This window comes from Lysinibacillus sp. UGB7 (assembly GCF_049058285.1).
Lineage (GTDB): Bacteria > Bacillota > Bacilli > Bacillales_A > Planococcaceae > Lysinibacillus > Lysinibacillus sphaericus_B.
On record NZ_JBMGUV010000005.1, the window covers coordinates 191,491 to 202,733 of the forward strand.

8 protein-coding genes are annotated in these 11,243 nt (G+C 37.4%); 6 read left to right on the forward strand and 2 right to left on the reverse strand.

Annotated elements, in window-relative coordinates; all coding sequences use genetic code 11:
* Positions 1-157 precede the first annotated feature (157 nt).
* Together ACOMCU_RS07155 and ACOMCU_RS07160 are read left to right on the forward strand one after the other, a co-directional pair.
* Entirely contained in the window at positions 158-328 is a 171-nt protein-coding gene (locus ACOMCU_RS07155) for a hypothetical protein (RefSeq protein WP_010857908.1), read from the forward strand.
* A 221-nt stretch (positions 329-549) separates the two neighbouring features.
* Positions 550-732, forward strand: a complete 183-nt coding sequence (locus ACOMCU_RS07160) for a hypothetical protein (RefSeq protein ID WP_010857909.1) — start codon at positions 550-552, stop codon at positions 730-732.
* A 165-nt stretch (positions 733-897) separates the two neighbouring features.
* Here the strand turns inward: ACOMCU_RS07160 and hemQ are convergent, their stop codons facing one another.
* The gene (hemQ, locus tag ACOMCU_RS07165) at positions 898-1,647 is read right to left on the reverse strand and encodes a hydrogen peroxide-dependent heme synthase (protein WP_010857910.1); all 750 of its coding nucleotides are present in this window, start codon (positions 1,645-1,647) and stop codon (positions 898-900) included.
* A gap of 157 nt (positions 1,648-1,804) precedes the next feature.
* On the opposite strand from hemQ, the gene ACOMCU_RS07170 reads away from it, so the two are divergent.
* Complete coding sequence (locus tag ACOMCU_RS07170; RefSeq protein WP_421049767.1) at positions 1,805-2,638, forward strand: lipoate--protein ligase family protein; 834 nt, start codon at positions 1,805-1,807, stop codon at positions 2,636-2,638.
* Between the two features lie 40 nt (positions 2,639-2,678).
* Here the strand turns inward: ACOMCU_RS07170 and ACOMCU_RS07175 are convergent, their stop codons facing one another.
* The gene (locus ACOMCU_RS07175; protein WP_010857912.1) at positions 2,679-3,326 is read right to left on the reverse strand and encodes an RsfA family transcriptional regulator; all 648 of its coding nucleotides are present in this window, start codon (positions 3,324-3,326) and stop codon (positions 2,679-2,681) included.
* 234 nt (positions 3,327-3,560) lie between these two features.
* Here ACOMCU_RS07175 and ACOMCU_RS07180 point away from each other — a divergent pair, with 234 nt between their 5' ends.
* From ACOMCU_RS07180 to ACOMCU_RS07190, 3 genes are all read left to right on the forward strand, one after another.
* The gene (locus ACOMCU_RS07180; protein ID WP_010857913.1) at positions 3,561-3,788 is read left to right on the forward strand and encodes a DUF1450 domain-containing protein; all 228 of its coding nucleotides are present in this window, start codon (positions 3,561-3,563) and stop codon (positions 3,786-3,788) included.
* 253 nt (positions 3,789-4,041) lie between these two features.
* Entirely contained in the window at positions 4,042-5,346 is a 1,305-nt protein-coding gene (locus ACOMCU_RS07185; protein ID WP_036131064.1) for an HD domain-containing protein, read from the forward strand.
* 516 nt (positions 5,347-5,862) lie between these two features.
* Complete coding sequence (locus tag ACOMCU_RS07190) at positions 5,863-11,115, forward strand: collagen binding domain-containing protein (RefSeq protein WP_421049768.1); 5,253 nt, start codon at positions 5,863-5,865, stop codon at positions 11,113-11,115.
* Positions 11,116-11,243 lie beyond the last annotated feature (128 nt).

The following is an 11,243-nucleotide window of genomic DNA, read 5'->3' on the forward strand; positions in this document are numbered from 1 at the left end:
AGCATATATTAGTAATAACGAGTGGTCTGTAATACAGGGTAGGGATGTCCACAGTAAGCGATTTTTTTGATATAGGGGTAAATATAGAGTAAGAAGATGTTTGGGGAAACCGGAGATAGTTTGCATGTGTATTGAATACATGTGAGGTGACAGAGAGATGGGGATTGGTATATGGGTTGGTATTTTAATAAGTGCTGTGCTGGCTTTTTTGCTCGGCGGTTTTTACGGCCAGCCACTCCATTGGTATCTATTCATTCTAATCATTGTCGTGGGCTTTTTCATTCATACGATTATTTTAATTTTGAAAGTAAAGAATGAAAGTTCATGACATACCGTGTAAGGAATGAATGTCTTATTTATGAGACAATCCCCTTTGTGTACCCAAGGAAAAAGAAAGCGAAAAAGTGCCATCGTAGAGGGATGGCTCTTTTTTGTTTTTTGTTATTTGTGATGAAGATTTGGAAATATCAATATTTTGTAAGTATATTGAAAATGTATTGTGACATACTAATGTGGGATTTATCATTGCTTTCATGAAGGAGTGTTACAATGCGTATTATTGGTATGTTTGTAGCAATTTTCGTAAGTGCATTCATAGCCATTGGAATAGCAGAGTACTACCATCAACCGTATAGTTGGTATTTAATTATTCTAATGGTACTTACGGGATTTTTTATCCATACAATTATTTTAATCTTAGAATCGGAGAACGGTGAGGAAAACGGAGCCTAAACCTAAAAAATGCGAGCCCACTTATATGGACTCGCACTTTCATTTAGCGATTGTCGTGCAGTACGCTTGATGCATGGTTAACGCTCACAGCAAAATGTTCTTTTGCTGCAAGAGACTAGCAGAAGCGTAAAGACGTGACATTCTTTTCGACAAGCACTTTTCTAATTATACAGTTAAGAATTTCACTAATTTTTCGTTATCAAGTAAGTTACCAACGAAGAATGCACCAAATTCGCCATAGCGAGCAGAAACTTCGTCAAAGCGCATTTCATATACTAATTTTTTAAATTGTAATACGTCGTCTGCGAATAATGTTACGCCCCATTCGTGATCGTCGAAGCCAACAGAACCAGTGATGATTTGTTTTACTTTACCAGCATAGCCTCGGCCAATCATACCGTGAGAACGCATTAACGATTTGCGATCGTCCATTGAAAGCATATACCAATTATCATCGCCCTGGCGACGCTTGTCCATTGGGTAGAAGCAGACATATTTAGAACGTGGAAGTTCAGGATATAGTCGTGCACGTACATGTGGATTTTGGTATGGGTCTTCATTTGACTCCCCAGCTAAGTAGTTTGAAAGCTCCACAACAGATACATAAGAATATGTAGGAATTGTAAAATCAGCAATTGCTAATTTGTTAAATTCAGCTTCAATCTCTTGTAGCTCATCCATTGTTTCACGTAATGTCATAATCATAAAGTCAGCTTTTTGACCTACAATTGCGTAAAATGCATGAGCACCTGTTTTAGCAACATCTGCATCATTCAATTTGTCTAAATAAGCAATAAATTCTTCAACTGCTGCTTGACGTTCTTCAGTAGAAACTAGTTTCCATGAAGCCCAGTCAATTGAGCGGAAATCGTGTAAAGCGTACCAACCATCTAAAGTAATTGCTGCTTCATTCATTATTCAAACACTCCTTCATAAATGAAAATCATTCACATTTAGTTTATCACAGTTTGCTCCAAATCCCTAAGTTCATGATAGCGATTTCACTAATTTGACACCTTCAATAGATAATGTATGCTAAAGAGAAGAGATGTAAATAGAGGAGCACTACAAAATGAACAGTATTTTACAACAACCGATTTGGCGTTTCTACGATCAATCCATCAGCATGAAAAATAACTCGCCACTTGAATCTTTTGCAACAGATGATACTTTATGTCAACTGGTGGGACAACTTGTATCTCCACCAACTATACGTACATGGGTACATGACGCTGCAGTTGTACTTGGTATTCAAGATCATCGTTTACCATATGTGCAACAAGGCATGACATTGCTCGAAGCGCGGGGCTATCATCCGATTGTTCGTAATTCTGGTGGTCTAGCAGTTGTTCTTGATGCAGGTGTCCTTAATATTTCAATTGTTTTATCAGAACAAACAGAAGCGCTGAGCATTGATGCTGGCTACGATGTCATGGTTGCGCTTGTGAAAGCATTATTCCCCGAAGTAGCCGATAAAATTGAAGCCTATGAAATTGTGGGGTCCTATTGTCCAGGTTCCTATGATTTAAGTATGCAAGGGAAAAAATTTGCCGGTATTTCGCAGAGACGTTTACGGCAAGGTGTTGCCGTGCAAATTTATTTATGTATTGAAGGGAGCGGTGCAAAACGAGCGGCCCTTATTCGCGATTTTTATGAGGAAAGCTTACAGGGCGAGGAAACAAAATTTACGTATCCCCAAATTGTGCCCACAGTTATGGCCTCATTAAGCGAACTAGTGGATGCATCATTAACCGTTGACACTGTTGTTATTCGTTTACAACAAGTACTTCACGGTTTAGCCTATGAAGTTCATATGGCACCCTTTCACGATGAAGAATTTGCGTTATATTCATTTTATTTACAACGTGTTTTACAACGAAATGCAAAAATGCTAGAACCAAAGTAAATGGGTAACTAGCATGTCTCCATAAAAAAAGGCGATGTTGCTAACTAAGCACATCGCCATTTTCGTTTTGATACGGACTACTCGTAACGAGATTTCCGTTTTTCTCCATTTTGAAAACAGGAGCAATGTATTCTTCCTCTTCATCTAGTGTTACGAGTCGTCTAGCTCGGTTCATAATTTGCACAAATTGCTCATAATCTCTACGAATGGATCTGTTTTCTTCTTCTAACTGTGTAATGGTCTTCTCTAGTTTTTTATTTTTCTCAGATGTTACGTGTACAAGTTGTCTCCATTTCGAAGACTCATTACCTATTTCACCAGAATGTTGTAAACGTAGCAAGTACGCTATAACAATATCAAGAGATAGTGCTGATAAAGGAATGGACTTGCTTTCTGTATCACTACCACTTACTGCAAAAATATTAGAGGAACGACGTCTTGCAGGAGCGCCTAACACTCGCATTCTCTCTTTTCTTTCTTTTTTTGCATCTGCTAATTGTTCCTCATAAGTCTTACGAACAACAGCATTCCAACGGAAACCACATGCAGCAGCAGTACGGTTCAGTGCATCACCAGCTTCTTCAAAGGCATTTAACTGTGTACTTCCTTCTGTAACATGACGAATTACCGCCTCTGCTAACAATTCATCATTTTCTTCTAACCAAGCATCTTGTCTTATTTTACTCATTTTAAAACCTCCCACCTTAATTTGGTACTACTTATTTATCTCTAGCATGACCAATCTTTTAACCTTTTATTCATCTATGTGGGAGGAATTATGCTTGAATACAAGGTGAAAAATGCGATACAATACCCGATGTAGGTTTGTGCGTATGCTACATACTTAAATATGTGAAGGTCATACGTACATTAGAATCGTTTATTTTTGAAAAAATACTATATAGAAAGGGTTGTTGACAAAATGGCAAACGAATTTAAAGTTTGCGATGAATGTCAGGCCGTTAACTTAAAAACCTTAATTCCAAAATTAAAGGAAATCGATCCTGATGCAACCATCGAAATTGGCTGTCATTCTTATTGTGGCCCAGGTCGTAAAAAAACATTTACCTTTGTAAATAGTCGCCCTGTAGCTGCACTCACTGAAGAAGAGCTAATGGAAAAAGTTTTAGTGAAATTGAAAAGTAAGTAATAAGAAGCTATCTTCACATTGTTGAAGGTAGTTTTTTGTATATTGGTAAATATTAATAAAGTCCAGGTATTTGCGCCGCATATGGATGTAGCGGTGATGAATACGCCTAGCTATTAGGTCGATAGAAACCTAAAATAAGTCAATAATACGTTGAATTAGGTTGATAGTCGCTATAATTACAGAGTAATGTATATGCTAGTCCTACAAGTATTGCATATAATAGAAGAAATACGAAATGGGAGGTGCTGTACAAATGACACATTATGCAAACGCAAAATTGCAAGAAGAGAAAGTATTCAAGGATCCAGTTCATCGTTATGTACACGTACGAGACCAAGTAATTTGGGATTTAGTGGGTACAAGAGAATTCCAACGATTGCGCAGAATTCGCCAGCTCGGTACAACGTTTTTAGTATTCCATGGAGCAGAGCATAGCCGTTTCAGTCACTCACTGGGTGTTTATGAAATTGTGCGCCGCATTGTTGATGATATTTTTACAGGTCGCCCAGAATGGGATGAAAGCGAGCGATTGCTTGTACTTTGTGCAGCCCTTTTACATGATTTAGGGCACGGTCCTTTCTCACATGCTTTTGAAAATGTCTTTGAGCTTGATCATGAATTCTTTACAAGGCAAATATTACTTGGTGATACAGAAGTCAATGCCGTGCTGAAAAAAGTTGCACTAGACTTCCCAGAAAAAGTTTCACAAGTAATTGAAAAAACTTATCCAAATAAGCAAGTTGTAAGTTTAATTTCTAGTCAAATAGATGCCGACCGTATGGATTACCTACAACGAGACGCCTATTTTACAGGTGTGAGCTATGGCCATTTCGATATGGAGCGTATTTTACGGGTAATGCGCCCTCGCAAAAATCAGGTAGTGATAAAAGCGACCGGCATGCATGCGGTAGAGGATTACATTATGAGTCGCTATCAAATGTACTTACAAATTTATTTCCATCCTGTATCACGTAGCGCGGAGGTTATATTAAATAATATTTTAAAAAGAGCTAAACAATTAAGTATGGTAGGCTACAAGTTTAAGCACGAACCTACACACTTTTTGGCTTTTTTCCGTAACACGATTACGTTGGAGGACTATTTAGCACTAGATGAAAGTATCCTTTTTACTTATTTTCAATTATGGATGCAAGAGGAAGATGCTATTTTAAGTGACTTAAGTCGTCGTTTTGTAAATCGCAAGTTATTTCAATACATCGATTTAGATCCCGGCGTTGAATTGGACAAATACCAAAAGCTACAAGAGTTATTTAAGCAAGCTGACTTAAATCCCGACTACTATCTTGTGCATGATACTACCGCCGACTTGCCTTATGATTTTTATCGACCAGGAGAGGAAGAAGTACGTGTCCCCATTTTTCTAGAAATGAAAAACGGCGAGTTACGTGAACTCTCACGTGAATCCATAATTGTGGATTCTATTTCTGGGCGTATGAAACGCGATCATAAAGTATACTTTCCACTAGATTTCTTAGAGGATAGTAGTACAAATTCGATCGTGAAGAAACAAATATTGACACTCTTACAAGGTCGATGAAATATTTGTGATGACAAAAAAATTTTTGAATAAAGAATGAATATTAGATAGAAGACGATAAATTACTCATAGTCATATATTAATGATAAAAAAGCACTAAACCTACTCGAATTGAGGACTGGATTAGTGCTTTTTGTAATGTATAAAAACACGTCAACCGGAAGAATTACAAATTACTATAGGGATTTGTTAACGAAAATTATGGAATTGTTTAGAATTTGTTCAGTACTGTTTACTATAATGTATCTAAAATCTAAAAGGGGGTGAGGTCAATTATAAAAGGCGTCACACCAGTTAATTTGGATACATGCAATTGTGTACATACACAATAAGAAGTCACCATGATAGTCTACCGCGTGTAGTATTGTTTTTGATGTATTCGCCATGACGACAAGTTATTTGGAGGGAAGAGGGACAAACCTAATGTTTGTAGCATACCTTTCCTAGATTTAGAAAGGATGCATGTCGTCAACAAACACCTACAGGTAACTCTCTGAACTTAAAAAGGAGAGAAACATGAAGAAAATAAATTTAGCAATCATCACAATGTTGCTCGTATTCCAAACGGTGCTATCACCAATTTCAGTGTTTGCGGAAGAACTAAATCCTCCAGCAACAACTGATCTGGTACCTGAAGAAACAGCGACACCAGAAAGTGGGGCACCTACACCTACCACTGGAGGCACTAGTACTAGTGAAGGGACAGTAGAGGAAGAGGTTACAGGTGAACAAACACCAGGACAGCCGGATGGTTCAACTTCAATTGATTCTGAGACAAATGGTAATGGTGAAGCAACAACTGAGGGAGAGGACACTGTAACAGAAGAGAACGACCCAACAACAGAGGGTGCGGCTAAAGATGCAATTTTACCAAATCCTCCAGATGTGCCAGCGATATTAAATGCTGGTGTACCACAGGAAATACCAGTATCTGCAGTAGATTTTGAAATGCTAATTAATGGAGAAATGGTCACAGCGCCATCTTATGACAAAGAACTCCAACAGGGTCAAACAGCAACAATTACATTTACATTTACAGCAAACTTAGAGAATACGCATGCAGCGGGAGATTATTTTACGTTTGATTTACCAGCGTCTATTATAGACTACCAAAAAAACTTCCAAGGATTTAAGTCGGCAGGTCCAAATAATCCGGCGTTTTCTTACACAACAGTTGGTCAAACAGTAACTGTTAAATTAGATGAAACCATTACTGATCCAAACTTAATAGGTAGTGATGTAAAGCTTATTGCCACATTTGAATCAGGCTTTAATCTATATGATGATAGCTTAGAGCAAGAAGTAGTCATTCCTGATGGTAAAGGTGGAGAGGAAACCGTTACAATTACATTCCTTCCATCAACAAGCAATCAGAAGATTTCAAAAGAAAGTAAAGGTGTTAAATCAGTAAACGGTGAAAGAATCATCGATTGGGAAGTTTGGGTTAACCGAGCTGGCAAGGACTTAAATGGTGCTACTCTAACAGATAATACGAGTGTTAGCAATAGCGCTATGCATGAAGTTATACCAGGCTCTGTTCAAGTGACTCAATACGAAATAGGTTTAAATGGATATAAAGAGGATACAGCAAATCCTACTTACCTAGAAAATGCTAACTTCGCTGATATTTCATTAAATGATAAATATGCATATAAAGTGAACTATCAAACAAAAGTAATTGAGACTAATCCAGAGGGAGAAAAATCTTTTAATAATACTGTTACATTAAATAATGGTAGTGATTCAGAAACTTCGGATGTTGCCACACAGAAGATCAAATACGGTGATGCACTTAAGAAAAGTTTAGTATCAGGGGATAACTACAAATCTTCATGGGAAATTAAATACAACTATAATGAAGTGAAGATAGACAATCCTGTTATTGTAGACACACTGCCAGGTGCACATAAAATTGATACAGATACTATTGTAGTTTACAAAGTGCAGGTAGATGAAAATGGCAATGAAATAGGAACACCTATTGAATTTAGTAATTACTCCGTCAATAAGATTTCAGATGGCTTCGAGCTAAAATTTGATGACTCAGTAACAGAAGCCTATAAAATCAAGTATGATGCTTACTATACTAAAGATTTCTACACAGGGACTGGGGAATCGCTAACGAACACAGTGACAAATGGAACGATTACAAAAACAGCTCCTCACACAATGACAGAAAACATTTTAAGAAAATCACGTTCCATAAACTTTGACACAAAAGAAATTACTTGGACGATTACAGTAAAAGCCGATAATAAAGCTATTAACGGATTGAAAATCGCCGATACGTTTGAAACAGCTAATAAAAAAGGTAAGCATACACTTGTTGGTGGAGTCCATGATATTACTATAAACAATATGACGGGGCACACTATTGCGCTTATCGATGAACATGACTTAAGCAAAGGGTTCACTTTAACAGATGGTACTATTGCAAAAGGTCAAACAGCGACAATTACCTATAAAACATCATTTGCTATTGCAGATGACGGCTCTGTTGTAGATGGTGGATACGGTAATACAGCTACAGCTAAGTGGACTAGTGACGAGACATATGAAATCACTAAAGAAGCTGATTATACACCAGCCACTACAACTCAAAATAATGGTAGCAAGTCAGGGAAATTCAACTATTTAGATCAAGAATTCACTTGGGAAGTTAAAGTGAACATTAATAAGAAAGATATTAATGGAGCGCTATTAACCGATGTGCTAGGTGATGGGCATGAAATCGACGATACGTCATTTACTGTCTATCATTATACGCTTACAACAGGTGATGATAATGCTGGGACTAGAGGAGACATATTAGACTCTAGTAAGTATGACTTAACGGTGGCACAAGATAAAAAGGGTTACACGCTAAGATTCAAAGGTTTAGATGCAGCAACAAATAATAATGTGTACCTTATAGAGTATAAAACAAAGGATTCCAATCATATTGTAGGCATTGAATCGAATAATGCTAATGAAAAAGGTGACACTTATACCAATACAGCTAAATTTAAAACATTGGGCGAGACGAAAACTTATGAACTAACAGCATCAGTTAAGGTCGATGTAGCGAATGATTTATTATCGAAGAATATCACATCGTCAGGTAATAATAGTAATCAAACAATTACTTGGAAAATAGATGTAAATAAATCACATTCTACTTTAAAAAATGTTGTCTTAACAGATACACCATCTGGTAATTTAATGCTTATTCCAGATTCTATTCAGATTCGACCTTATGTTGTGAATGCAACAGGTATCTCTGAAGGGGCATCTTCGACTTGGAAAAAACCATCCGAGTTTGGTGTAACAGTAGATTACGATAAAGTGACTGGTGGCTTTTCATTTAACTTTGGTGACCTAACGAAAAAAGGCTACCAAGTCCAGTACAAAACAATCGGATTAGGTCAAAATGGTCAAGCGTTTAGCAATAGTGCGAAAATAACGTTTAATGATGCTACAAGTAAAAACCAAGAAACAGGATCAGGTGAACAGAATACTTTCAGTTTCAGTAGCTCAGATACCGACTTCCAATTAACAAAAGGAAACGCAAAATTTAAAAAAATAGGTTTTAATCCATCAACAGGTGAAAAACATGCACTTGCTGGCGTAGAGTTTGAATTAACCAAAAAAGTTGGAAGTAATGTATATGTTATTGCTAAAGCTACTTCTGGTGTTGATGGTTACTTTGAATTCAATTCCATTAATTACGGCACATACTATGTGAGAGAGGTTGCGGCACCTGATGGTTATTCGAAAATGGACGATCAATTATTTAAATTAGATGCAACTACTGACACCATTTTAGTACCAGATAAAGGAACTGAAGTAGAAAATGTTAAAGTTGTTAATTCTGGAGAGATGTGTCCAAACTTTACACTAACTATCAAAGATATTGATGGTGAGCTTGTTGTTAATAAAGAAATCACATTACAAGATGATAAGGGCAATGTGAAATTTACAGGTACAACAACTAGCGAGGGGAAAGTAATTATCCCACGTGAAGGTTCTAAGGCAGTTAAAGCAGGTTCATATAAAGTATTTGATGGTACTGAAGAACTTGGAAATGTGACTGTGAAATACGGTAAAAATGAATGCCATGCTGAATTACAGCCTACTAATTCATGCACACAATTCACAATTACATTAAAAGACAAGGATGATAATCCACGTGTAAATGTAGCAGTGACATTAAAGGATAAGGCAGGAAATGAGATTATCTCAACAACAACTGACGAGAACGGAAAATTTAAAGTTCTACCAAATATTCCATCAGGAAAGTACGATCTTTATGAAGGCAAACAATTCCTTAGCGAAGTAGTAGTTAGTTATAAAAATGGTTGTGAAACAGAAGTAAAACAAGCACCTACATGCCCTGTATTTACATTAACTGTGAATGATGTAGATGGTAAACCACGTGAAGGTGTGACTGTTACAATTAAAAATGTAGATACGAATACTAATATTACACAAACTATCAACCCTACTGATAAAGAGGGAAAAGTGAAAATTACTAATCTGGAACCAGGAAAATATGTGGTCTATGATGGGGCAAAAGAAGTTGGAGAGTTTACAGTAACTACAGCTTGTGAAGCAACAGTCCAACAAGTGCCAGCATGTCCACAATTTACATTAACGGTGAAACATGAAAATGGTAATGTACGCGCTAACGTTAACAATATAACAATAAAAGATAAAACGGGCGCAACTATTGCTACAAACAAAACGACAAATGAATTAGGTCAAATTAATATTCCTTCTACAGATATTCCATCTGGTGAGTACAATGTATATCAAGGTGAATTATTCATTGGCCAAATAACAGTTCAGTATTCAGTAAATTGTGAGGCAGAAGTAGTAGCAGCACCTACATGTCCATCATTTACATTAACAGTGCAAACTGAATTTGGAACACCACTTGCGAATGCAAAGATAACAATAAAAGACGCAGCTAGTAACAGTATTAAAGATGCAGACAACAATGAAATTCTAACAACTAGTGTAGCAGGAACAATTGTCTTACCAAACAAAGCCATTAAACAAGGTACGTACTATGTATATGAGGGAAGTCGTTTAATTGGCTCGTTTACAGTAAAAGATACATGTTCAGCACTAGTAAAACCTACATCAACAGGTGGCGGTTGGACGCCAGACCCAGAAAAGCCAGTAGATCCAAGTAAGCCAACACCAGACCCAGAAAAGCCAGTAGATCCAAGTAAGCCAACACCAGATCCGGAGAAGCCGGTAGATCCAAGCAAGCCAACACCAGATCCGGAGAAGCCAGTAGATCCAAGCAAGCCAACACCAGATCCGGAGAAGCCAGTAGATCCAAGCAAACCAACACCAGATCCGGAGAAGCCAGTAGATCCAAGTAAGCCAACACCAGATCCGGAGCAACCAGTAGATCCAGAAAAGCCAGTGACACCTGGAAAACCAGAAACGTCTAAACCATCTGTACAAGATGTCATTGACCAAGGGAAAAACTTACCGCCATATAATCCTTCTACGGCAACTAAAGACACGTTAGATGAGTATAAGGATTTCCTCAATAAATTTAATAATTTACCTAAAGAGGATCAGGCAGTAGTAGCACAGTCTCTTGATATTGACAAGATCAAAGCGGCTGCTAAACAATTGGAAGCGCAATTAAATACGAAAGGCAAGCTTCCACAAACAGATGGAGCAGATCAAAAAGTCCTAACACTAATTGGTTTACTTCTCGTTTTAGGTGCAGTGTTCTTCTTGCGTCGTCGCACTGCTGGAATGAAATAATTCTGCATAAGAAACCCCAAGATTTTATTGAAGTGACCCCTAAAAGTTAGACACGGTTATTTCATTAGGCAGCGGGTTGGGCATGAGTCCGATATTGTATTGGACTCATGCCTTTTAACTTTGCCTTA

Bases quoted from the DNA above. Each gene is read 5' to 3' on its own strand.
- hemQ (WP_010857910.1), bottom strand. From the start codon at position 1,647: ATGAATGAAGCAGCAATTACTTTAGATGGTTGGTACGCTTTACACGAT.
- ACOMCU_RS07185 (WP_036131064.1), top strand. From the start codon at position 4,042: ATGACACATTATGCAAACGCAAAATTGCAAGAAGAGAAAGTATTCAAG.
- ACOMCU_RS07180 (WP_010857913.1), top strand. From the start codon at position 3,561: ATGGCAAACGAATTTAAAGTTTGCGATGAATGTCAGGCCGTTAACTTA.
- ACOMCU_RS07190 (WP_421049768.1), top strand. From the start codon at position 5,863: ATGAAGAAAATAAATTTAGCAATCATCACAATGTTGCTCGTATTCCAA.
- ACOMCU_RS07155 (WP_010857908.1), top strand. From the start codon at position 158: ATGGGGATTGGTATATGGGTTGGTATTTTAATAAGTGCTGTGCTGGCT.
- ACOMCU_RS07175 (WP_010857912.1), bottom strand. From the start codon at position 3,326: ATGAGTAAAATAAGACAAGATGCTTGGTTAGAAGAAAATGATGAATTG.
- ACOMCU_RS07170 (WP_421049767.1), top strand. From the start codon at position 1,805: ATGAACAGTATTTTACAACAACCGATTTGGCGTTTCTACGATCAATCC.
- ACOMCU_RS07160 (WP_010857909.1), top strand. From the start codon at position 550: ATGCGTATTATTGGTATGTTTGTAGCAATTTTCGTAAGTGCATTCATA.